This window comes from Endozoicomonas sp. PH6C (assembly GCF_059322965.1).
Map to the genome: position 1 here is coordinate 5,212,597 of NZ_CP185342.1, position 23,351 is coordinate 5,235,947.

The following is a 23,351-nucleotide window of genomic DNA, read 5'->3' on the forward strand; positions in this document are numbered from 1 at the left end:
TTTAACTGCGATGCCCAGCGCTATAAAGGGTGACTCAATCTTCTACAGACTGAGCTTCACCAGCGCCATTCTGATTTTTCTGGTGTTGATCGGGATTATCCTTTCCCTGATTGACGGCGGTTGGCTGGCTCTCTCCGAGTTTGGCCCCGGCTTTGTATTTCGTAATGTCTGGGACCCGGTAAACAGTGAGTTTGGTGCCGCTTCTGCTATTTACGGCACCCTGGTTTCTTCGCTTATCGCCATTATTATTGCCATTCCTGTCGGTCTGGGCACGGCGATCTTCCTGGCCGAGCTGGCCCCCGACTGGATCAGTCGCCCCGTGAGCATGGCCATTGAGCTGCTGGCCGCTGTACCCAGTATTATTTACGGTATGTGGGGTCTTTTTGTCTTCGCACCCTGGTTCTCAGAAGGCTTCCAATTCTGGGCACTGGAAAACCTGGTTGGCCTGCCTCTGATTGGCCACTGGTTTGACGGTCCCCCCATCGGTATAGGTCTGCTAACGGCGGGCATCATTCTGTCGTTCATGATTTTGCCCATTATTACGGCTTTAACTCGTGACGCCCTGAAAACCATTCCCAATGTGGTCAGAGAAGCAGCATACGGTGTTGGCGCTACGCCCTATGAAGTCATTACCCGAGTGCTGCTGCCAAGTATCAAGAATGCCGCAGTGGGTGCCGGAATCCTCGGCCTGGGTCGTGCCCTGGGAGAAACCATGGCAGTTGCCTTTGTAATAGGCGGCGCCAACCGTATAGAGACTTCACTGTTCATGCCTGCGAGCTCTATTTCTTCTACGATTGCGCAGCAGTTCAACGAAGCGACTAATGAGATGCACATCTCGGCTCTGATCAGTCTGGGCCTGGTACTGTTTGTACTGACCTTTATTGTGATGGGTACTGCCCGTCTGCTGTTGAGGAAGCGATAATGCCAGTCAGGAAACTCAAGAACTACGCTTTCATCGGCTTCTGTACCTTCTGTGCACTGTTTGGCCTGGTGGTTCTGGCCAGCGTACTGTACAGCCTGGTCGGAAAAGGTATTTCCGGCATGGGTCTGCATGTCTTCACCGAACTCACTCCCGGACCCGGTAGCCACGGTGGCCTGAAAAACGCCATTGTTGGCAGTTTGATTCTGACCGCTCTTGGTATTCTGATCGCCGCACCTCTGGGTGTATTGGCTGGTACCTGGCTGTCTGAATCCGACAAGAGTTCAAAAATTGCTGAAGCACTGCGCTTTCTCAACGGTATGTTGATGAGCGCACCTTCTATTCTGGTCGGCCTGTTTGTCTACAAGGTTGTGGTGGTCACCACCGGCTCCTTTTCTGGTTGGGCAGGTGCCATTGCACTGGCTATTCTGGCACTGCCCATTATCGTCAGCACCACAGAAGAAATGCTGCGTCTGGTTCCCACCACCTTGAAAGAAGCAGGTAGCGGACTGGGCGCTCCGCGCTGGCGAGTCATTACCCAGCTGTGCTATCGGGCAGCCGGCCCCGGTATTATTACCGGTATTCTGTTGTCTGTAGCGCGGATTACCGGTGAAACAGCCCCCCTGTTGTTTACCGCCCTCAACAGTAACTTCATGAGCACCGATCTGGACAAGCCTATGGCTAACCTGCCGGTGACCATTTATCAGTATGCCATGAGCCCTTTTGAATCCTGGAATCAACTGGCCTGGGCCGGCGCACTGCTGATAACCGTATTTATTCTGATTATCAATATTCTGTCCACTGCTTTACCGCGTTGGATCAAAGCTCGAAAGGCAGCCAAATGAACATGAACATTGCTACTGCTCCTGCGGCTACAGAAAGCCTGAGTCAAATCAAGACAGAATCCGGTCTGGCCGATGATATTCTGCAACCCAGAATGGAAGTAAAAGACCTCAGTTTCTTTTACAGCAAAGGTTCTGAACCAGCCCTGAAGAACATCAACATGCCGATTTACAACAACAAGGTAACGGCTCTGATTGGTCCTTCCGGCTGTGGTAAATCCACCCTGCTGCGCACCATGAATCGCATCTTCGACCTGTATGGCAGTCAGTCGGCTGAAGGTGAGATTCTGCTGGATAACGAAAATATCCTGCAACGTGGTGTGGATCTGAATGAATTGCGCTCCAAAGTCGGTATGGTTTTCCAGAAGCCTACGCCTTTCCCTATGTCCATTTACGACAACATCACCTTCGGTCTGAAGATGAAAGGTGGACTGAGCAAGCCGGAAATGGCTATTCGTGCCAGAAAGGCCCTGAAGCGAGCCCATCTGTGGAAAGAAGTGAAGGACAAGCTGAATGCCGATGCCAGCAGCCTGTCCGGTGGTCAGCAGCAGCGTCTGTGCATCGCCCGCACCATTGCCCTGGAGCCGGAAGTCATCCTGATGGACGAACCCACGTCGGCTCTCGATCCACTGGCCACCAGCGCCATTGAAGAACTGATTACTGAACTGCGTCAGAAGTACACCATTGTGATCGTGACTCACAACATGCAACAGGCCATGCGTATCTCTGATTACACCGGCTTTATGTATCTGGGTGAGCTGGTTGAGTTTGATAAAACCGGCAAGATCTTCAACAAAGCTGAAAATCAGAAGACCCGTGACTATATCGCGGGTGACTTTGGTTAAGCATTAACTTCTGATCGTGGAGCCTTTCGGCTCCACATTTTCTTTTACAGAACTCTCAGCTTCAGTGAAAGAAACTCTTTCATGGAAAACCATAATCCACAGGTTCCCACGCTGATGCATGAGAACCAGAGCTTTTATGAAGAGCTTTTAAGACACCCACCGAAGAATGGGAACCAGATTTAAGCCCTATTATCGCTTGGACAGGTCGATGTTAGAGATGGTCAACTCCAATCAAGAATCACTTTGCCAGACTGGCCGGACCCCATGATTTCAAAACCTTTCTGGAAATCATCCACCGGCATCCGATGAGTAATCACCGGGGAAATATCCAGACCGGACTGGAGCATACTGGTCATTTTATACCAGGTTTCGTACATCTCACGGCCATAAATACCCTTGATGACCAGACCCTTGAAGATCACCTGATTCCAATCAATAGTGGTATCGCTGGAAGGAATACCCAGCAGGGATACCTTGCCACCGTAGTTCATGTTTTCCAGCATCTGTTGGAAAGCACGACCATTACCAGACATCTCCAGACCTACGTCAAAGCCTTCTACCATCCCCAGTTTTGCCATGACCTCTTGCAGATCTTCAGTGGCAACGTTAACAGCACAGGTAGCTCCCATTTTACGGGCCAGATCCAGACGGTATTCGTTGACGTCAGTAATGACAACATTACGAGCACCGACATGCCTGCAGATTGCAACCGCCATAATGCCGATAGGACCGGCACCGGTGATCAATACATCTTCACCCACCAGATCAAACGACAGAGCAGTGTGTACAGCATTGCCAAAGGGATCGAAGATGGAGGCCAGATCATCACTGATGTCATCGGGAATCGGGAAAGCATTGGTCGCTGGTATACAGAGGTACTCTGCGAAAGCTCCTTCCCGATTGACACCCACACCAACCGTGAAATTACAAAGGTGGCGACGGCCGGCACGGCAGTTACGGCAGTGGCCACAGGTAATATGACCTTCACCGGACACACGCTGACCTATTTCAAAGCCGCGCACGCCTTCGCCCATTTCCACAATATCACCAATAAACTCGTGTCCTACATGCATTCCAACAGGAATGGTTTTTTGTGACCACTCATCCCAGTTATAGATGTGCATGTCGGTTCCACAGATCGCTGTTTTGCGAATCTTGATCAGAACATCGTTGTAGCCAGGTTCCGGCCTGGGCTTGTCGGCCAGCCAGATGCCTTTTTCCGCTTTCAGTTTTGCCAGGGTTTTCATGTCAGCTTCCTATTCACTCAGCTCCGCAGGTCCTTCAGGAGATAACGCCCAGCTCACGGCCCACTTTAGCAAAGGCTGCAATAACTTTATCCATATGTTCCTGGTTATGAGCAGCTGACATCTGGGTACGAATTCGGGCTGCGCCCCTTGGAACAACAGGGAAAGAGAATCCTACTACATAGATTCCCTCGTTCAGCATTCGTTCCGCAAACTCGGCCGCCAAAGAAGCATCGCCGAGCATGACGGGAATGATCGCATGGCCATTACCCGCCAGGGTAAAGCCCAGCTTTTCCATCTCGGTGCGAAAGTAATTCGAGTTGTGGCGCAGCTTCTCACGCAGCTCACCGCCCGATTCCAGCATATCCAGCACCTTGATAGAAGCGCTGGCAATGGTTGGACTCAGGGTGTTGGAGAACAGGTAAGGACGGGAGCGGTTGCGCAGCCAGTCGATGACTTCCGGGCTGCGGGCAGAGGTATAACCACCGGAAGCACCACCCAAAGCTTTGCCAAGAGTACCGGTAATAATGTCAACACGATCCATTACACCGCAGTGTTCGTGGGTACCACGGCCATTCTCACCGACAAAACCTGCGGCATGACAGTCATCTACCATGACCATGGCATCGTACTTGTCCGCCAGATCGCAGACACCTTTGAGGTTGGCAATCACGCCATCCATGGAGAATACACCGTCCGTTGCGATCAGCTTGTAACGGGCGCCTGCTTCTGCAGCTTCTTTCAGTTTGGCTTCCAGATCTGCCATGTCGTTGTTGGCATAGCGGAAGCGCTTCGCCTTGCACAAACGTATACCATCAATGATGCTGGCATGATTCAGAGAGTCACTGATGATAGCGTCTTCAGGGCCCAACAGGGTTTCAAACAAGCCGGCATTAGCGTCAAAACAGGAGGAATACAGGATAGTGTCATTCATGCTCAGGAACTCGGAAATACGCTTTTCCAGCTCTTTGTGAACATCCTGGGTTCCACAGATAAAACGTACGGAAGCCATACCGTAGCCATATTTATCCAGCGCCTGCCTGCCTGCGTCTATCAGCTCAGGGGAATTGGCCAACCCGAGATAATTGTTAGCACAAAAATTAATCACTTCTTCGCCAGTATCAACAGTAATATCAGCCTGCTGCTGCGAGGTAATCACTCGCTCGCTTTTGTACAAACCTTCTTTTTTAAGGTCTTCCAGCTGCTCACGCAGTCCAGCATAAAAGTTGGCTTTCATTTCGGCTCCAGAAAACTAAGAATATGAGGGGCTGGCCGGAACAGGCAGTTGCTGCTCTCTTCACAGTCAGACTCTGAGGGAAGCAGTCCCGATTCAACCTCCAAACATATCTCAGGCTGAATAAGGTGCCAATTCCCCATTGTAGAAGAGTTGCAATATTGAATCAGGGTGTCGAGACTCTGTACCAGCATTTGTACGTATTTCAGCTCTCAACCTTACTTGGCGTGCCTACAGAAAGAATGATAAATGATCAGACAGTGTCCCGGAGGGAAGGAAAAAGGGCTATCGCAACCGGACAACTGCGATAGCCCGTCTCAGCTACAAAGACAGAGAATTGACGAGAGCCGACAGACTGTCTGACTCATTAATGCTGTGTAAAACTTCAACCTGCAGGTCTTTCAGTTCAGTCCTGGCCACCAGAACAACCAGTCCCGCCTGAAGCAGGGCTTCTGTTTTCTGAACCCAGTGTTGGTCCTGATGATCAACGACGACCGGTAAAAGCCCACCATCAAACAAATGACGCTCTACTTTCTGCAGATAACCTTCAGAGCCATCAACCATAACCAGAGCGGCGCCCTGACCCAGTCGATTCGCCCTGTCGCTGGCCAGAACCGTCTCTGCGGTAGCACCCTCGTTTGCAGCAGATTCAACCATGCCTGCGGCAATGGTCGCATTGCTCAAGCGATCAATAACAATAAAAGCACCGGTTTGACGGTTATCCTCATAACGATCAAAAACAACAGGTTGTGTCAGCACCAGCTGGCAGGAGCCTATCTCATTCAGAGCCAGTTGATCGGCCTCCTGTTGTTCCAGGGTATTGATATCCACCCTGTGATTAATGGCTGTGAAACTTCCCGCTACTTTGGTGGTGGCAAATTTGATCAGGTACTGGCGCCCAGGCTTCATGACCTGCTCTGCCATCCAGACAACACTGGCATTCAGGTGCGAAGAGACCGAAATATCATCCCGGGCATGCACCAGCATATCACCGCGACTGATATCGATCTCGTCTTCCAGCGTCAGAGTTACAGCCTGACCCGCAAAACCTTTTTCCAGATCGCCGTCGTAGGTCACCACTCGCGCCACAGAACTTTCCAGTCCGGAGGGTAATACCTTTACTCTGTCGCCGGGCTTAACCACACCGGAAGCGATAGTGCCTGCATACCCCCGAAAATCGAGGTCGGGTCGGCTCACATATTGAACCGGAAGACGGAAGTCATCAAGGTTACGGTCATTAGCCACCTCAACACTTTCCATTACTTCCATCAGAGTCTGCCCGGTATACCAGTCAGCCTTGTCACTGCGATGAACAACGTTGTCTCCGTCCAGAGCCGATACAGGAACAAAACGAACGTCCCCCAGGTTCAGTGATTCCGAGAAGTCCAGGTACTGATTACGAATTTCCTCAAAACGTGCCTGACTGAAACCCACCAGATCCATCTTGTTGATCGCTACTACCAGGTGTTTGATACCCAGCAGGCTGGCAATGTAGGTATGACGACGAGTTTGTGTCAGCACCCCCTGGCGGGCATCTACCAGAATAATGGCCAGATCACAGGTGGAAGCTCCGGTGGCCATATTTCGGGTGTATTGTTCGTGACCCGGAGTATCAGCAATGATGTACTTCCGGTTTTCTGTAGAGAAGTAGCGATAGGCCACATCAATAGTAATGCCCTGCTCCCGCTCAGCCTGCAAACCGTCCACCAGCAAAGCCAGATCAACTTTTTCGCCCTGGGTTCCTACACGTTTGCTGTCGTTCTCAACAGAGGCCAGCTGATCTTCGTAGATCATGCTGGTGTCATGTAAAAGCCGACCAATCAGGGTGCTTTTACCGTCGTCGACACTGCCACAGGTCAGGAAACGCAGAATCTCTTTCTGCTCGTGCCTGCGGAGATATTCCTGAATATCCGAAGCAATCAGATCAGACTGATGAGACATTAGAAATACCCCTCTTGTTTTTTCTTCTCCATTGATCCGGCACTGTCGTGATCAATGACCCGCCCCTGACGTTCAGAGGTTTTGGTGAGCAGCATTTCCTGAATAACATCAGGCAGAGTGTCAGCTTCTGACTCAACGGCTCCCGTCAATGGGTAGCAGCCCAGAGTTCGGAAGCGCACTTTCCGCATCACTGGTTTCTCGCCTGGTTCCAGAGGCATACGTTCATCGTCAACCATAATCAGGTTGCCATCACGTTCTACCACCGGGCGTTCTTTAGAAAGATAGAGAGGAACAATAGGAATATTTTCGCGATAGATATACTGCCAGATATCCAGCTCAGTCCAGTTGGACAGAGGGAAGACCCGAATGCTTTCGCCTTTTTCTACCTCACTGTTGTAGATATTCCAGAGTTCCGGCCGCTGGTTCTTGGGATCCCAGCGGTGGTGCCTGTCACGGAAAGAGTAAACCCGCTCTTTCGCCCGTGACTTTTCTTCATCACGACGAGCGCCACCGAATGCAGCATCAAAACCGTGTTTGTCCAGAGCCTGTTTCAAGGCCTGGGTTTTCATGATATCAGTATGTTTCGCGCTGCCGTGGGAAAAAGGGCCAACGCCCTGCTCTACGCCGTCCTGATTGATATGCACAATCAACTCAAGACCCAGGTCATCGACCAACTGGTCACGGAACTGAATCATTTCCTTGAATTTCCATGTGGTGTCCACATGCATGAGCGGAAAAGGCGGTTTACCCGGATAAAAGGCTTTCATGGCAAGATGCAGCATTACCGCTGAATCTTTGCCAATGGAATAGAGCATAACCGGGTTATCAAACTCGGCAGCAACTTCCCTGATAATCTGGATGCTTTCTGCTTCGAGCTGCTTCAAATGGTTGAGGCGCTCTCCAGAAAGCTCGATAGCACGTTCTTTAGTGCTCTCCTGAGTGGCTATGTCAGACATGAATGCTAAACCCGAAGCTGGCTAAGAGTTGTTCTTAGTTCGAATACTAGCAGCATCAATGGAATATAAAACAAAAAAATTATACCAATAATTCATAACATTATATTAACCCTGAAACGCCATAAACTATCGGTCTGCCTGTTTGATCAAAAGCTCAGACAGGAGAGTCAATATCGACAAAGGTATGTTCAACACCTTGCTGTTCTTCCAGCCATTCACCTAAAGCCCTGACACCGTAGCGCTCAGTAGCGTGGTGTCCGGCGCTGATGTAGTGAATGCCATTTTCGCGAGCAAAGTGGACTGTGGACTCGGAGATTTCACCACTCACAAAAGCATCTACCTTCAGATCCAGGGCCAGATCAATCATGCGCTGGGCCGCACCAGTACACCAGGCCAGAGTTTTAATCTCATGGTCACCGCCCACAATCAGCAGGGGTTTACGACCCAGTTTTTCTTCAATCTGCTTGCCCAGAACTTCCAGAGAAACAGGTGTCTCAGGCCTTCCCCAACTGCCTACCGAGCGAGCTTTTCCCGGCTCCATGCCACCTTCTGTCTTCCAGCCGAGGAGTCTGGCTAGCTGAGCATTGTTACCCAGCTCCTGATGCCCATCCAGCGGCAGGTGATAGCCGATCAAACTGATGTTGTGCTTGAGAAGTGTTTCAATCCGGCGCTTCTTCATGCCGACAATAGCAGAATCTTCACCCTTCCAGAAGTAGCCGTGGTGAACCAGAATAGCGTCGGCTCTGAGCTCAACGGCCTTATCAATCAGGGCCTGACAAGCCGTCACACCGGTCACAAGACGTTTAATCTGTTCACTTCCTTCGACCTGAAGACCATTAGGGCAGTAATCTTTGAACAGCCCCGGTTGCAGTTCATCTTCGAGAATCTTCACCAGCTGCTTCAGCGTGATGCTCATTTTTCACTCCACTGTTTATTTTATTGGGTCCGGGAAGCTGTCACGTCATGATCATGACCAGCTTCCCACAAGTTCGGGGGCTATCTATCAGCCACAAAATACAGGTATATTAGAGAATTATACTGCTGGCTTTCGGGCTTCAAGAATTTTTATTTCCAGCAGCAGAAATCTCGGCCCACAATCATTGACAAGCAGATCATGAAAAGACTCCTCAACCAGCTCATCTATCCCGCCCTGTCAGGCCTGATTGTTGCCTTGCTGGTGATGTTGCTTGCTCCGAAATGGCTGGGTCTGCCCCATTTGAGTCTCAGTAATCTGCTCAGCAGAGGCGAACAACTATTGGGCATTGGTGAGGTTTCCTTCAGCTCGGCAGTCAAGGAAGCAGCACCTGCCGTGGTTAACATTGCTACCGCCACACTGATCAATGAATCCAGCCCCTCCAGAATGCCGAAAAGTCCCTTCACAGAAAACAACCTTGGCAGAGCCAAGGTAGAAACCAGCCTCGGCTCCGGAGTCATTATCAGCCCTGATGGCTACCTGCTGACTAATAATCACGTTATTGATGGCGCTGACCGTATTGTGGCTGTGCTGAAAGATGGCAGAGAAGAATCCGCAACCATCGTCGGCAGGGACCCAGAGACGGATCTGGCAGTACTGAAAATTGATTTAAACGATTTACCCAGCCTGGATCTGGCCGATTCTGGCCAGACCGAGGTTGGGGACGTGGTTCTGGCTATAGGTAACCCCTTCGGACTGGGTCAAACAGTCACCATGGGGATTATCAGCGCTACTGGCAGGAATGACCTCAGTCTCAATACTTATGAAGATTTTATTCAAACCGACGCCGCCATCAACGTGGGTAACTCAGGGGGCGCCCTGATCAACGCCCGTGGTGAATTAGTGGGCATTAACACGCTGCTGTTTTCCAGAGGAGGAGGTAATGAAGGCGTTGGCTTTGCGATTCCCTCCAGCATGGCACGATTTGTCACCCAGTCCATCATCAAATACGGTCGTGTTGTGCGAGGCTGGCTGGGCATAGAATCACAGCCACTCACCAGTCGACTGGCGCAAGCGTACGGTGTTGAAAGCAATGTTGGCATTTTGATTTCGGGTGTCTACGACAATGGTCCAGCAGATTTGGCCGGCCTGAAACGTGGAGACATTCTGATGGCCATCAACAACATAAGCACCAATGATGGCAGGAAGGTCATGAATATGGTTGCTCAGGAAGCACCCGGGAGTGAAGTCACCCTACAAATTCTGCGCAACAACCACCCTCTTGAAATGAAGGCGGTTGTCGCGACCCGACCCAATATGGTCAACTGATTCAGGTTTATGACATTAAAGCCAGAAATAAAAAGGAACCAAAAAAACCAGAAAATAAACTCACAGTATGACCCAGCCCCCACCAAAGCCATCCCCTGTAATTGGTGCTGTGACGTTTCAATAATTCCGGGGTTACAGGCTGGAGTCTCGACAGATCTTCTAATAACAGCTGGTTAAACAGTTTGCCTTCAGGACTCTCAAAGCGATCCTCCTTCGTCACTTCTATCTCGACGATCAAAGCCTGCTTTTTATACCCTCTGCCGAGCATGTAATGACTCCAAACCAGCCTGCCATCTGATTTTTTTCGGAGATTTATTCCGAAACCATCAAACTCGCTCAGATGTTCCAGCGGAAAAAACTGTTCCACAAAAGCATCATGATAATACTCGCACCTCAAATCGCATGATGTGGAAAACCAAAGCCACTTTTCATAAGAAGTGGTCTTTTCAACAGTCACACACACTTTTTTTCCAGAAACGTGACAAACGGCTTCTGTTTCAGAATAGCCCAGAGCCCAACTATTGAGACACATTAAAATCAGACATACACTTCCAAGCAGTGGCCGCAGAACAGTCCTACACATAATTGCCCCTCTTTATTCGACTGAGAGTGACAAACATAGCAGTTAGTGAGAAAGCTCATCTGATACTCTTCCTGTTATATCGTCTTTGCCTGTTTTACCGCACGATTCAGTAGAAAGAACAACCCTGCACCAGACAGGACGACCAGCAGCATGACCAACCAGCTTGACTGAGACGCTAATGCTTCACTATTCATCAGGGAAACAATGTCGTAGGTTCCGAGACCCAGCCAGATGGAGAAAAGCGTTCTGGGCAACATGCCAAGGAACCCACCTAGCAGGAAAACCGAAAACGGGACTTTCAATGCGGGCATCAACAGGTTCATTAATGCAAAAGGCAAAACGGGCGAAAGCCTGACCAGAAACATAAGGCTCCAGCCACTGGCATTGAGGGTTTTCAGTGCTTTTTTGACACGCGGGCTGTTTCGAAAGGTATGCATCAGGTGTCCACCATCCAGAAGTGCTCCCGCACAATAGCCCATTACTGAAGCCATCAGATAAGCTGACAACACATAGGGAATAGCATCCCAGCCAAGAAAAAAACCGGCTACCAGTGCCACAAAAGTGCTGGGCGTCAGAGCCAGAGCCATGGTCACAGCACTCAATAGAAAGAAAGGTAACCACTGCCCAACACTGAGGGCTGAAAGGTCAACCTGATACCGGATTAACAGTGAAGCCGCCCAGGAACTGAATAGTAGTGGTGTACAGCTGAGCATAAGCGCAGCTATAACAGGCTTTCTGTTTTTCCTGAAGAGTGATAACAACGACACACCAGAAGTCGATGCTTCATTTCTTGATGCGGTATTCTGCTGAACGGGCATGAGCTGTCAGGGATTCTCCTCTTGCCATTACAGAAGCCACTTTACCTATTTCTGAAGCCCCTTCGGGTGAAAAGTGAATCAGTGAAGAGCGCTTCTGAAAATCGTAAACCCCCAGCGGGGAGGAAAACCGGGCCGTACCGGATGTGGGCAATACATGATTAGGACCGGCACAATAGTCACCCAAGGCTTCGGCCGTATAACGACCCATAAAAATAGCACCGGCATGACGAATATCAGACAACAAAGCCTGAGGATCTTCTACAGACAACTCCAGATGTTCGGGAGCAATTCGGTTGCTGACCTCACAGGCGGCTTTCATATCCGGAACATGGATCATAATGCCTCGGTTATTCACCGATTCTGCAATGATCTTCCTGCGCTCCATGTCAGGCAACAAGCGGCGCATACTTGCTACAACCTGATCAAGAAAAGCCTGATCCGGAGACACCAGAATTGACTGAGCGTCTTCATCGTGCTCAGCTTGTGAAAACAGATCCATGGCTATCCAGTCCGGATCCGTGTGACCATCGCATAGGATCAGGATTTCCGATGGACCTGCGATCATATCAATGCCCACCTGACCAAACACCTCACGCTTGGCGGTGGCGACATAGATATTGCCAGGGCCAACGATCTTGTCGACGCCGGGAACGGTTTCTGTACCGTAGGCTAGAGCAGCCACGGCCTGAGCTCCACCAATGGTGAACACTTTTTTGACGCCAGCAACAGCGGCAGCGGCAAGCACCATGTCATTGACTACACCATCCGGTGTGGGCACCACCATAATAATTTCTTTTACGCCAGCAACATGAGCCGGAATGGCATTCATCATTACGGATGAAGGGTAGGCAGCCTTCCCTCCGGGCACATAGAGACCGACGCGATCCATAGGCAACACTTGTTGTCCAAGCACGGTTCCGTCCTCTTCCTGGTAAGTCCAGGAAGATTGCACCTGTCGCTCGTGATAGCTTCTGATTCTGCTGGCCGCTGTTTGCAGAGCCTGCCTCTGCTCCTGCGGGATGGTTTCCAGCGCTTTCTGAAGTTGCTCTGCTCCCAGAGTAAGATCTGCCATACCGGAAACAGAAAGGCGATCAAAACGATGGGTGAACTCTACCAGAGCCTCGTCACCACGGGAGCGCACTTCGGCGATGATATGCTTAACACGATGCTGAACCTCTTCGTCAGAGACACTATCCCAGGCCAGTAGAAGACCCAGCTGCTCATTAAAATCCCGGTTTCCGTAGCTCAGTTGTACAGGATTCACCGTCATCGTATTACTCCGTCGCACTTTTTATCATAAAAACTTTTCATCCCGGATTGGAACAAAAACGCTCTTCCGTCATGGCAGTTAATGGGTTTGGGCGTCTACAGCAGCTCTCAACTGCTGAATCAGTGCATTAATGGCTTCAAACTTCACTTTCATGGAAGCCTTGTTCACCACTAGCCTGGAGGATACCTGAGTGATCAATTCTCTTGGCTCCAGCCCATTGGCCCTCAAGGTATTACCGGTATCCACGACATCAACAATGATATCTGCCAGGCCCACCAGTGGCGCCAGCTCCATAGAACCGTAGAGTTTGATAACATCGGCCTGACGCCCCTGGGATGCATAGTAGCGTCTGGCAACATTCACAAACTTGGTCGCTACTTTGACCCGACCGGTTGTTGGCTCTTCATGCCCGGTTTTACCAGCAGTCATGAGTTTGCATTGAGCAATTTGCAGGTCCAAAGGCTCATAAAGCTCGGTCGATCCATGCTCCAGCAACACATCTTTTCCAGCCACACCGACGTCCGCAGCGCCGTACTCAACGTAGGTGGGTACGTCACTGGCTCTGACAATCAACAGATTGACGTCTGGATGAGTAGTAGAAATAATCAGCTTCCTGCTCTTGGCAGGGTCTTCAGCTAGTTCAATACCCGCCGCCTTGAGAAGAGGCAGTGTATCTTTGAGTATGCGCCCTTTGGAAAGCGCTATTGTGATCTGACTGGACATCCGGGACAGGCTTCCTTTGCTTTAAGTGGCGTAGTTTACACCAAACAGAAGATAACGTGGGTGTCATACACCCGTGCCGACTGAGGATTTTTATACTTTTATGAGAGAGAAAGATTCAGAACTGATCTAAGAGGCTCAGCAGGGACAAGCTTGAAGCTTGCCCCTGCTACATAGCTGCAATGAACAGAATGCTATCAGGCAGGTACACGCTGAATTTTCGCACCGAGCTGCTGAAGTTTCTCTTCAATACACTCATAACCACGATCAATGTGGTAAATACGTTCCACAACCGTGTCACCTTCAGCAATCAGGCCCGCAATCACCAGACTGGCTGATGCTCTCAGATCAGTCGCCATAACCGGAGCTGCCTTCAGTGAGTCAACCCCCTTAATCACAACGGTATTGCCTTCTACTTTGACGTCAGCTCCCATCCGCTTCATTTCCTGAATGTGCATAAAGCGGTTTTCGAAGACGGTTTCTGTGATGCTGCCTACGCCATCAGAAATCAGGTTCAACGCCGTAAACTGGGCCTGGATATCGGTTGGCATGGCAGGGTAGGGAGCTGTCCTAAGATCAATCGCTTCCGGACGCTTACCTTTCATATCCAGCTCAATCCAATCCTCACCCCATTCTACGGAAGCACCAGCTTCGCGCAATTTAATCAGAATCGCATCCAGCAGATCAGGTTGAGTGTCCTTGAGACGAACGCGGCCTCCGGTTGCAGCTGCCGCGATCAGATAAGTACCGGTTTCAATTCGATCAGGTAGAACGGAATAGGTGCACCCTTTAAGACGCTCAACCCCCTGAACACGTATAACATCGGTACCAGCACCCTCAATTTTGGCCCCCATGGTTTTCAAACATTCTGCCAAATCAACCACTTCCGGCTCACGGGCAGCATTCTCGATAATGGTTTCACCATCGGCCAGACAGGCTGCCATAAGAATGTTTTCAGTTCCGGTTACGGTCACGGTATCCATGAAAATACGGGCACCTTTCAGACGATCCCTGATACTGGCCTTGATATAACCATCTTCAACCAAAATATCAGCACCCATAGCCTGCAGGCCACGAATATGCAGATCCACAGGTCGACTGCCGATGGCACAACCGCCGGGCAAAGAGACTTCAGCACGACCGAACCGGGCCAGCAAAGGCCCCAGAACCAGAATGGAAGCCCGCATGGTTTTTACCAGCTCATAGGGCGCTTTCAGCTGCTTGATGGTGCTGGCATGAACTTCAACGTTCATACGCTCATCGACCATCAGATCGATACCCATGCAGCCAAACAGCTCAAACATGGTAGTGATGTCGTGTAAATGGGGAAGGTTGCAGACAGTAACAGGATCATCCGCCAGCAGGGTGGCTGCCAGAATAGGCAGTGCAGAGTTCTTGGCACCGGAGATACGGATTTCGCCATCCAGACGCGTACCACCAGTGATAATCAGTTTATCCATCATAGTTTCACCTGTGATTCGCTGGTTAGGCCTGACGCTGCGCTTCTGAAGGTGTCTGGGTGATCATGGTCACCGCATGAATGGCACCACTGGAGATCAGTTCATTGAGGTGTTTGTACACCATCTGCTGACGTTTGATAGGCAGGGCCCCTTCAAACTGGTCACTGATAATGGTCAGCCGAAGGTCACACCCTTCTCCTTCTACCAGAACCTCTGAACCCGGGAAACTCTCTTCCAGCAGCGCCTTCACTTCGGTGGCTTGCATGCATTCACCTCTCAAAACAGTCATGAGCCGGAAAGACCGCCTCACGCCTTAAAAGCATAAACACAAAAACACCACCCAACAGCAGTATTTTCATGAAAAAATAACAACCACTCAACAAGCCCGTACTCTTTGTACGTACTCGCGGGCAAATCGATGGATCATATCGGACATTGACTGTACTGACCAGTCCCGAAAGGAGACTGGTAGCGAATAAACAGGCAAAAGGGCGTCACTCACTTGCATTTAATCAGGAAGCAGAAGGGCAAGTGCTTTCCTGCAGAATCGACGCTATTCCACAGACCTTGGCCAGGGCAGCAAGCTCCTCCGGTATGTCAGAAAGGCAGAGATGACCACCTCTACTCTGAGCCAGCCTGATCCAGGACAGGCAAACAGACAGGGTTGAGCTATCCCCTTTATGCAGTTGCCCAAGGCTGACTCTCAGGACGCCTCCGGGAGCTACGTCCTCTTCCAACAGCTTACGCCCCTCACTCTCCACCTCGACAGCATTATCAAAATTGACAATCCCGTTAAGAGAAAACTGTCCCGGTGCCAATCGTTCAAGCTGCATGATTTTGATTCCTGAATGCTCATAGCAAAAAAATGGACAAAACTACTTCTTACTGCTGCCGTCTGCTGAAGCGGACATGATAGCAGCCCAGTTATCTATCACGTAGGATACTTTCTTGTGCTTTTTCATAGCGTCTGCAAACTGGCTCTGGAATTGCTTGGCAATATTGATTCCTTCGATTGTCACGTTACGCAGCTTCCAGCGACCATCAACATGCACCATTGAGTAAAAGATCTCGACCGTGTTGGTGCTGGTACGAACCTTCATCCTGACGGGTATACGGCTGATTTGACCTTCCTGATATTTTTTCAGCAACTCAGGTGAGGTTTTATCCACACTCTCGATAACCAGACTAGTGTCGTCCAGAGACAACAGTGCCTTGCCATAGAAACGGATTAAACTATCCTTGAATACCGACTCAAACTTCTCAACCTGTTCAGGATTGCGATGAGCGTACTTGCCCATGACATAGCGGGCTACCTGGTCAAAAGCCACCACCGGAGATAAAAGACGATCGACTTCCTTGAAAAAACCTTCAGGATCTTTCTGGTACTGCTTCTTGTTCTTATTGAAAGTATCCAGCAACTCGGAGGTAATCTTCCTGACTTCCACTTCCGGGGGCTGCAAAGCGGGCGCAGCATAAGATACACCCATCACCATCAGACAGACCAGGGTCGTCATGAATTGTTGAACAGACTTTACCATTTTCATCATTGATTCCATCATCCTCTACAGGCTTTATATATTGGAGTTAATAGCCTTTAGTCCTTATCGACTGAACCCAGAAGGAATTTGCCAATCAACTCCTCCAGGATAACAGCCGACTGGGTATCCTCGAAGCGACCACCGGGCTTGATGTAGTCAGTATCTCCACCAATGCTGATACCAATGTATTTCTCTCCCAGCAGCCCTGCCGTCACGATAGAGGCAGTGCTGTCGACAGGAATGTTATTTATATGGGAATCGATTTCCATATCAACCTTTGCCATATAGGTCTGCTTGTCGAGCTCAACCTTGGTGACCCTGCCAATGATGACACCGGCCAGGGCTACTTTAGCTCTTGGCTTGAGGGCTCCAGTGTTATCAAACATGGCAGTCACGGTATAGGTTTGCTTGCCGCTTTCCAATGAAAGACCACTGACTTTTAGCGCCAGTACAACCAATGCCAGCATCCCGGCCAACATGAAACCGCCGACACTTATCTCTACCGTTCTCATCCGCATCTTAGAGTTCTCCAAACATGACAGCGGTCAAAATGAAATCCAGCCCCAGAATGGCCAGCGAAGAATAAACAACAGTCCTTGTTGTGGCCCTGCTGACCCCCTCTGAAGTGGGGATGGCATCATATCCTTGGAATACCGCTATCCAGGTCACGACAAAACCAAATACAAGACTTTTGATCAGCCCATTCCCTATATCCGCCGCCAGACTGACCGAAGCCTGCATAGTGGCCCAGAAAGAACCTTCATAAATACCCAGCCAATCCACGCCAACCATCACAGCTCCCAGTATACCGACCAGACTGAAAATGGCGGCCAGCAATGGCATGGAGATCACCCCTGCCCAGAATCGAGGCGCAATGACGCGCTTGAGTGGATCAACCCCGATCATTTCCATACTGGACAGTTGTTCTGTGGTTTTCATCAACCCTATCTCAGCCGTCAGAGCCGAACCTGCTCGTCCAGCAAACAACAAAGCTGTAACTACCGGCCCGAGTTCTCTCAAAAGGCTGAGAGCCACCATCTGCCCCACGGCATCTTCTGAGCCGTATCGTATCAGTATGTTATAGCCCTGCAAGGCCAGCACCATACCAATAAACAGCCCTGACACGGTAACAATAATCAGCGACATGACACCGACACTGTATAACTGCTGAATCAACAAGGAGAATCGGTTACTGAAACCGGCTCGGGAGAAAATAGCCAGTACCAGAAAAATGCCTGCCCGGCCCATGGATTGAATCTGATCCAACCCAAAACGGCCGAGCTGCGATAATCTGTCAAGAATACCTGTGCTCATCCGGTCTCCCCACCCAGCAATACTTCTTTATAATCCGGTGCCGGATAATGGAATGGCACAGGACCATCAGATAGTCCGTTCATAAACTGTTTAACCCGGGAATCATTGGAATTCATAAGACGCTTCGGCTCACCCTGGCCAATAACTTCACCGTCGGCTATCAGGTAGAGGTAGTCGGAGATTGACGCTGTTTCATGAAGATCGTGTGATACCACAATACTGGTAATATTCAGTGCTTCGTTCAACATTCTGATCAATTTTACCAGCACACCCATGGCTATAGGATCCTGCCCTACAAAAGGCTCGTCGTACATCACCATAGCCGGATCCAGTGCAATGGCTCTGGCCAGTGCCACACGACGGTTCATTCCACCTGACAGTTCTGCCGGCATCAACGACCAGGCACCCCTTAGCCCTACCGCCTCCAGCTTCATAAAGACAATATCCCGAATCATCGGCTCAGCCAGTCTGGTATGAATGCGCAGAGGAAAGGCAACATTTTCAAACACCGACAAATCGGTAAAAAGCGCACCACTCTGAAAAAGCATGCCCATCTTACGACGGGTACGAAACAACTCTTCACGGGAGAGCAGATCGAGATTCTGGCCATCCACAAAGATCTGTCCGGAGTCAGGGCGAAGCTGACGTCCGATCAAACGTAATAACGTCGTTTTACCAGTACCCGATGGCCCCATAATACCCACCACCTTTCCTCTGGGAATGGCGATATCAACATTCTTGAAAATCGTTCGATCGCCTCGATGAAACGTCAAACCACGGATCTCAATAAAGTTATCACTTGCCTTTGTCATTGGAAGGCTATTCCTTGTCTATGTGTGGACTGCACTCAGTAGCAACCGCCATCCCCTGGTAGCTTACCACCAACCCGCATCTAATTATGGCGACTTTCAGCTACCTTTTGAACTGTGGGAACGTATCCTTATCAGTATCACTGCATCCAAACAGCTTCTTTACCGGCTTTTTACTATCTTTTCACTATCAACAGACTTAGACTGGGCTTTTTTATCTAGAGTCCGGACTGGCAGAACAATGCTATATGAACCGATCCGTTCCGAGAATGACTGCTCCCTTTCTGATAATGGTTTTTTCACACAATAATGACTGAATAAAATCATCTTGCCGCTTCCAAGGTAAAAAAAAAAGTATCTCAGCCAATCATCCTGAATTAGAGAAGAGAATTTATCCTATGCTCATTGCCCTTGCTGCCATCCTGGTGGGTTTCATTATCCTGACCTGGAGTGCAGACCGTTTTGTTGCCGGTGCCGCTGCTACGGCCAGCAATCTGAACGTCTCAAGAATGTTAATCGGCCTGACAGTGGTCTCCATAGGCACCTCTGCACCTGAAATTCTGGTCTCTCTATCGGCTGCACTGCAAGGATTCCCGGGACTGGCCGTGGGCAATGCCATGGGTTCAAACATCGCCAACATCGGCCTGGTTCTGGGTGTTACTGCCCTGATAGCCCCCCTGCCTGTTAAAGCGGCTCTGACCAAGAGAGAAATTCCCCTTCTGTTGGTGATAACTATTATTTCCGGTCTCTGCATTGCCAATGGTTATCTGGGTCGAATAGATGGTTTGATTCTGCTGGCAGGCCTCGTCATTACCCTTTACCTGATGATTCGCTGGCAGAAACAACACCCGGATGAGGCAGTGGTGGAAGATGAAGACATTCCAGAGCTGTCCTCAGCAAAAGCCTGGTTTATGCTGGGTTCTGGTCTTTTACTGTTGCTGGGCAGCTCACAGCTACTGGTATGGGGGGCCACCGAGATTGCTAAGGCCATGGGCATCAGCGACCTTGTGATCGGGTTGACGATTGTTGCCATTGGCACCAGTCTGCCAGAGCTGGCCGCATCCATCACCAGCGCTCTGAAAGGCCATCATGATATTGCCCTGGGTAATGTGATCGGCTCAAACACGTTTAACCTTCTGGCGGTTCTCTCCATGCCCGGACTGGTAGCTCCCGGAGCACTGGATCAGGCAGTTATCCTGCGGGATTATCCTGTTATGCTGGGCATGACAATATTGTTGGCCCTGGTCTGCGTGATTGGCCGGAAACCTCGACATTTGGGCAGAATGACAGGCATTGCGCTGCTCTCAATATACTTTCTCTATGGTGCCTGGTTATTCATTCAGCACTGACTTTTTCAGGCAGGGCTGACCGGTCAGCCCTGCCTCCCGGGCTTCTCCATTTTAGCCCGTGTTAAGACTATCCTGCACGGCAACTGCTCCTGCATCCATGCGGTCGTGCGGTTGCGATAAGGTCTATAGTATCGGAATCAGGAGGAACTGATCATAGTGCACAGGTTTTAATGCAGAAATCCCGAACTGTTACTGTGGCGAAAGGCACTATAGAATAGCCGTGTCACAACTAATCTGTACGTAATATGACTACTGACGAGCCGTTCATCTCAATTGGTCGCCGCACCGTTACCATGGAACTGGAAGCTGTTCAGAGCCTGATAGACAGGATCGACAGCAGTTTTGCCAGTGCCTGCCGTGTTATGCTTGAATGCCGTGGCCGGATTATTGTCGTTGGCATGGGCAAGTCGGGACATATTGCCCGCAAGCTTGCTGCAACCCTCGCCAGCACCGGCACCCCTGCTTACTTTGTACACCCCGGGGAAGCCAGCCATGGTGATATGGGAATGGTCACCCATGAAGACGTGGTTCTGGCTCTTTCCAATTCTGGCGAAACCAGCGAAGTCATTACTCTATTGCCCCTGCTGAAAAGACTGGGCACCCCCCTGATCAGCATGACCGGCAACCCGAATTCAACACTGGCGAAAGATGCTGAAGCCCATCTCAACACCGGGGTGGAAAAAGAAGCATGTCCTCTGGATCTCGCGCCTACCTCGAGCACGACCACAGCCCTGGTAATGGGCGACGCACTGGCCATTGCCCTGCTGGAAGCCCGCGGGTTTACTGCAGAAGACTTTGCTTTCTCTCACCCTGGTGGCTCTTTAGGTAAACGACTGCTTCTGAAAGTAAAAGACATCATGCACATTGGCAGACGGGTACCAGAAGTTCCCCTGGGCACACCAATGAGCGAAGCCCTGCTGGAAGTTACTCGCAAAGGCCTGGGCATGACCGCCATTGTCGATAACAAACGCCATGTCATTGGCATTTTCACCGATGGTGACCTGCGTCGGGCTCTGGACAAGGGCGTCGACCCCAAATCCACACTGATTGATGAAGTGATGACCAGCCACTGCAAAACCATCCACCCCGAGATTCTTGCGGCTGAAGCCCTGAAGATTATGGATGACCGGAAAATCAATGCTCTGATCTGTGTTGATGATGACAATGAACTGATCGGTGCCATTAATATGCACGACCTACTGAAGGCGGGCGTTGTATGATCAGTTCTTCACTACAATCTGCCGCCGCCAGGGTTCGTTTGGCTGTTTTTGATGTCGATGGTGTTCTCACTGACGGCAAACTGTTGTTTGGTGAGCATGGTGAATCAATGAAAATATTCAATACTCTCGACGGTCATGGCCTGAAAATGCTCAAGCAGTCGGGTGTAAAAACAGCCATCATCACCGGCCGTCGATCCGTATTTGTTGAAAAACGAGCCTCCGACCTGGGCGTAGATTTTCTCTATCAGGGCCGCGAAGACAAGTTTGTCGCTCTGAAAGAATTGCTTCAGGAAGAAGGGCAAGGTCTTAGCCTGGATGAAGTGGCCTACATCGGAGACGATCTGCCAGATCTTCCAGCCATTCGACAGGTTGGTTTTGGCTGCAGCGTTCCTAACGGGCACTACTACGTTCGTGAACACTCACCTGCTATCACTACTAATCGTGGCGGCGAAGGTGCAGCCAGAGAATTTTGTGATTTCATTCTTAAAGCCAAAGGCAAGCTGGATGACATGCTGGCCAGTTACCTGAAATAGAGAGTTAAAATACCCAAAATATCGCTGTGATAGTTTTCCACCATTACAGCGATACCTTTCCATTCAAGCGTTTCTTTGACGACAAGAAAGCACTACCGTTCAACTCTTCTTACGTAAGGCCGACAGCGAGTGTCTAGTATTTGAAAACATTCGTCTGCAGCCCCTGATGATCAAATAAAATCATGGTAAACTGAATTCATTTGCTGCGAAAATGCTGCCGACTGCACAAACCGGGCATCATTTTCCTGAATGGCCTTCTTTTGTCGGTATCTGCCTTTGCAGACTCTGACCAGATTGTGACCCGGAGCCAATGATCTGATGCCCAATCGGAACCTGATAATGATTGCTTTTCTGATGCTGATAATGGTCGGCGTTGGCTATTGGGCTTATGACAGCAAACTCCATGTTGGGGTTCAGAAAAAACAGCCTCTGGTTCGTGAGAACGCTGACTACTATTTCATTGACACCAGGGTCACCCAGTACAACAAAGAGGGCGAACTGGATTACATACTGGTCTCAGACAGTATCACCCATTACCCGCACAATGACACAACGTTGCTGCAAACCCCTCATCTGGAGAATTTCAATACCCCCGGAAAACCCATGGTGGCCGACGCCCTCTATGGCAAACTGTTGCCCGGCAGCGAGGATATAGAGCTCTGGGATGATGTGGTGATGACCCAGACGAACCTCGGCAATGGTAGTAAGGTTCGAATAGACACTGATTTCATGACCATATACTCTGAAAAGGATCTGGCAGTCACTGATCGACCGGTACTGATCACCAACGACACTGGACGTACGCGCGCCATTGGTATGGAGGCTTTCTTCAAGGAGAGTCTGGTTAAACTCAAGTCTAGGGTAAGAGGATTTCATGAGCCAAAGCCATGAACAGGCCAAGCGCCTTGATCCAAATGAGCGGCCAGACAGAAAGAGTCGTCGCAGCGGGGTCGAATATTACCTGATGCTGGGGGCCGCGGTTCTGCTTCCAGTCATGGCACAAGCATTGCCATCTGACCGGCAGAAGCCTATTGAGATCGAGTCCAACACCGCCGATATCGATAACAAGAAAGGTGTATCCATCTATAAAGGCAATGTTGTGATGATTCAGGGCACCACCCGAATTACCGGAGACAAGGTGACCATCTATTCCGTCCAGCAGGAAGTTAAAAAAATTGTGGCAGAAGGCGACAAGGAAAGAGCTTACTACGAAGAACAGCAACCTGATGATCAAGGCATTCTGAAAGCCTGGGGTCATACTATCGATTATCAGGTGGCTGGCGATAAGATCCAACTGATCAAACAGGCGCAGTTGACCCAGAAGGGTGATACCTTCACAGGTGAACGTATTGATTATGACCTGACCAAACAGACCGTGAATGCCAAGGGCAGCGAGAACAAAAGCAACCCGGATGGTCGGGTCAAAATGATTTACCAACCCAAACCTGAGAGCAAGCAGTAGTACTAATATCCCATTACACTCACTGCTCAACGACTGAACAGGCTTGAAAGGG

The 23,351-nt window shown here is 50.1% G+C and carries 25 protein-coding genes; 9 read left to right on the plus strand and 16 right to left on the minus strand.

The genetic code is table 11. The features are described 5' to 3' along the window. Positions 1-10: 10 nt before the first annotated feature. From pstC to pstB, 3 genes are read left to right on the plus strand one after another with little or no spacing between them, the layout of a single operon-like run. A complete protein-coding gene (gene pstC, locus ACOMG9_RS19135; protein ID WP_422492182.1) occupies positions 11-922 on the plus strand; it encodes a phosphate ABC transporter permease subunit PstC in 912 nt (303 codons plus the stop codon). Continuing rightward, positions 922-1,764: a phosphate ABC transporter permease PstA gene (pstA, locus tag ACOMG9_RS19140; protein WP_448218065.1), complete on the plus strand. Its 843-nt coding sequence runs from the start codon at positions 922-924 to the stop codon at positions 1,762-1,764. Before pstC ends, pstA begins: the two co-directional genes overlap by 1 nt. After that, positions 1,761-2,606: a phosphate ABC transporter ATP-binding protein PstB gene (gene pstB, locus ACOMG9_RS19145; RefSeq protein ID WP_448218066.1), complete on the plus strand. Its 846-nt coding sequence runs from the start codon at positions 1,761-1,763 to the stop codon at positions 2,604-2,606. The genes pstA and pstB overlap by 4 nt, the downstream gene beginning before the upstream one ends. A gap of 221 nt (positions 2,607-2,827) precedes the next feature. Here pstB and tdh read toward each other — a convergent pair whose 3' ends face one another. The 5 genes from tdh to ACOMG9_RS19170 form a co-directional block, all read right to left on the minus strand. Beyond that, entirely contained in the window at positions 2,828-3,853 is a 1,026-nt protein-coding gene (gene tdh / locus ACOMG9_RS19150) for an L-threonine 3-dehydrogenase (protein ID WP_422135049.1), read from the minus strand. Between the two features lie 34 nt (positions 3,854-3,887). Then, positions 3,888-5,087: a glycine C-acetyltransferase gene (locus ACOMG9_RS19155; RefSeq protein ID WP_448218067.1), complete on the minus strand. Its 1,200-nt coding sequence runs from the start codon at positions 5,085-5,087 to the stop codon at positions 3,888-3,890. 318 nt (positions 5,088-5,405) lie between these two features. Further along, a complete protein-coding gene (gene cysN / locus ACOMG9_RS19160; RefSeq protein WP_448218068.1) occupies positions 5,406-7,025 on the minus strand; it encodes a sulfate adenylyltransferase subunit CysN in 1,620 nt (539 codons plus the stop codon). Beyond that, positions 7,025-7,981 carry a sulfate adenylyltransferase subunit CysD gene (cysD, locus tag ACOMG9_RS19165; RefSeq protein ID WP_448218069.1) on the minus strand — a complete coding sequence of 319 codons (957 nt, stop codon included), beginning with the start codon at positions 7,979-7,981 and terminating at the stop codon, positions 7,025-7,027. The genes cysN and cysD overlap by 1 nt, the downstream gene beginning before the upstream one ends. 154 nt (positions 7,982-8,135) lie before the next feature. Continuing rightward, positions 8,136-8,897: a Nif3-like dinuclear metal center hexameric protein gene (locus ACOMG9_RS19170; RefSeq protein ID WP_448218070.1), complete on the minus strand. Its 762-nt coding sequence runs from the start codon at positions 8,895-8,897 to the stop codon at positions 8,136-8,138. Between the two features lie 198 nt (positions 8,898-9,095). Between ACOMG9_RS19170 and ACOMG9_RS19175 the strand changes: the two genes are divergently transcribed. Further along, positions 9,096-10,223 (plus strand): S1C family serine protease, encoded by a 1,128-nt coding sequence (locus tag ACOMG9_RS19175; RefSeq protein WP_448218071.1) that lies wholly within the window; start codon positions 9,096-9,098, stop codon positions 10,221-10,223. Between the two features lie 7 nt (positions 10,224-10,230). Here ACOMG9_RS19175 and ACOMG9_RS19180 read toward each other — a convergent pair whose 3' ends face one another. The 11 genes from ACOMG9_RS19180 to ACOMG9_RS19230 all read right to left on the minus strand — a co-directional run bounded on the left by ACOMG9_RS19180 (position 10,231) and on the right by ACOMG9_RS19230 (position 18,738). Then, positions 10,231-10,806 carry a hypothetical protein gene (locus ACOMG9_RS19180; protein WP_422472185.1) on the minus strand — a complete coding sequence of 192 codons (576 nt, stop codon included), beginning with the start codon at positions 10,804-10,806 and terminating at the stop codon, positions 10,231-10,233. 74 nt (positions 10,807-10,880) lie between these two features. Continuing rightward, on the minus strand, positions 10,881-11,624 hold the full coding sequence (locus ACOMG9_RS19185; RefSeq protein WP_448218072.1) for a TVP38/TMEM64 family protein: 744 nt from the start codon (positions 11,622-11,624) through the stop codon (positions 10,881-10,883). Continuing rightward, positions 11,590-12,894, minus strand: coding sequence for a histidinol dehydrogenase (hisD, locus tag ACOMG9_RS19190; protein ID WP_448218073.1), 1,305 nt, complete (start codon positions 12,892-12,894; stop codon positions 11,590-11,592). Before hisD ends, ACOMG9_RS19185 begins: the two co-directional genes overlap by 35 nt. Before the next feature lie 78 nt (positions 12,895-12,972). Beyond that, entirely contained in the window at positions 12,973-13,617 is a 645-nt protein-coding gene (gene hisG, locus ACOMG9_RS19195) for an ATP phosphoribosyltransferase (protein WP_422138759.1), read from the minus strand. Positions 13,618-13,811: 194 nt separating this feature from the next. Further along, positions 13,812-15,074, minus strand: coding sequence for a UDP-N-acetylglucosamine 1-carboxyvinyltransferase (gene murA, locus ACOMG9_RS19200; RefSeq protein WP_448218660.1), 1,263 nt, complete (start codon positions 15,072-15,074; stop codon positions 13,812-13,814). A 25-nt stretch (positions 15,075-15,099) separates the two neighbouring features. After that, entirely contained in the window at positions 15,100-15,363 is a 264-nt protein-coding gene (locus ACOMG9_RS19205) for a BolA family protein (RefSeq protein ID WP_448218074.1), read from the minus strand. Positions 15,364-15,586: 223 nt separating this feature from the next. Next, positions 15,587-15,907: an STAS domain-containing protein gene (locus ACOMG9_RS19210; protein WP_422135059.1), complete on the minus strand. Its 321-nt coding sequence runs from the start codon at positions 15,905-15,907 to the stop codon at positions 15,587-15,589. Between the two features lie 42 nt (positions 15,908-15,949). Beyond that, positions 15,950-16,621, minus strand: a complete 672-nt coding sequence (locus ACOMG9_RS19215) for an MlaC/ttg2D family ABC transporter substrate-binding protein (protein ID WP_422135060.1) — start codon at positions 16,619-16,621, stop codon at positions 15,950-15,952. A 47-nt stretch (positions 16,622-16,668) separates the two neighbouring features. Then, positions 16,669-17,130: an outer membrane lipid asymmetry maintenance protein MlaD gene (mlaD, locus tag ACOMG9_RS19220; RefSeq protein WP_422135061.1), complete on the minus strand. Its 462-nt coding sequence runs from the start codon at positions 17,128-17,130 to the stop codon at positions 16,669-16,671. A 1-nt stretch (position 17,131) separates the two neighbouring features. After that, complete coding sequence (mlaE, locus tag ACOMG9_RS19225; RefSeq protein ID WP_422135062.1) at positions 17,132-17,926, minus strand: lipid asymmetry maintenance ABC transporter permease subunit MlaE; 795 nt, start codon at positions 17,924-17,926, stop codon at positions 17,132-17,134. Further along, positions 17,923-18,738, minus strand: a complete 816-nt coding sequence (locus ACOMG9_RS19230; RefSeq protein ID WP_422135063.1) for an ATP-binding cassette domain-containing protein — start codon at positions 18,736-18,738, stop codon at positions 17,923-17,925. The genes mlaE and ACOMG9_RS19230 overlap by 4 nt, the downstream gene beginning before the upstream one ends. A 395-nt stretch (positions 18,739-19,133) precedes the next feature. On the opposite strand from ACOMG9_RS19230, the gene ACOMG9_RS19235 reads away from it, so the two are divergent. From ACOMG9_RS19235 to lptA, 5 genes are all read left to right on the plus strand, one after another. Then, positions 19,134-20,084, plus strand: a complete 951-nt coding sequence (locus tag ACOMG9_RS19235) for a calcium/sodium antiporter (protein ID WP_448218075.1) — start codon at positions 19,134-19,136, stop codon at positions 20,082-20,084. Positions 20,085-20,329: 245 nt separating this feature from the next. Continuing rightward, positions 20,330-21,304: a KpsF/GutQ family sugar-phosphate isomerase gene (locus ACOMG9_RS19240; RefSeq protein WP_422135065.1), complete on the plus strand. Its 975-nt coding sequence runs from the start codon at positions 20,330-20,332 to the stop codon at positions 21,302-21,304. Further along, a complete protein-coding gene (locus tag ACOMG9_RS19245; protein WP_448218076.1) occupies positions 21,301-21,837 on the plus strand; it encodes a KdsC family phosphatase in 537 nt (178 codons plus the stop codon). Before ACOMG9_RS19240 ends, ACOMG9_RS19245 begins: the two co-directional genes overlap by 4 nt. Before the next feature lie 318 nt (positions 21,838-22,155). Further along, a complete protein-coding gene (lptC, locus tag ACOMG9_RS19250) occupies positions 22,156-22,728 on the plus strand; it encodes an LPS export ABC transporter periplasmic protein LptC (protein WP_422135066.1) in 573 nt (190 codons plus the stop codon). Then, positions 22,712-23,299 (plus strand): lipopolysaccharide transport periplasmic protein LptA, encoded by a 588-nt coding sequence (gene lptA, locus ACOMG9_RS19255; protein ID WP_494529252.1) that lies wholly within the window; start codon positions 22,712-22,714, stop codon positions 23,297-23,299. Before lptC ends, lptA begins: the two co-directional genes overlap by 17 nt. Positions 23,300-23,351 lie beyond the last annotated feature (52 nt).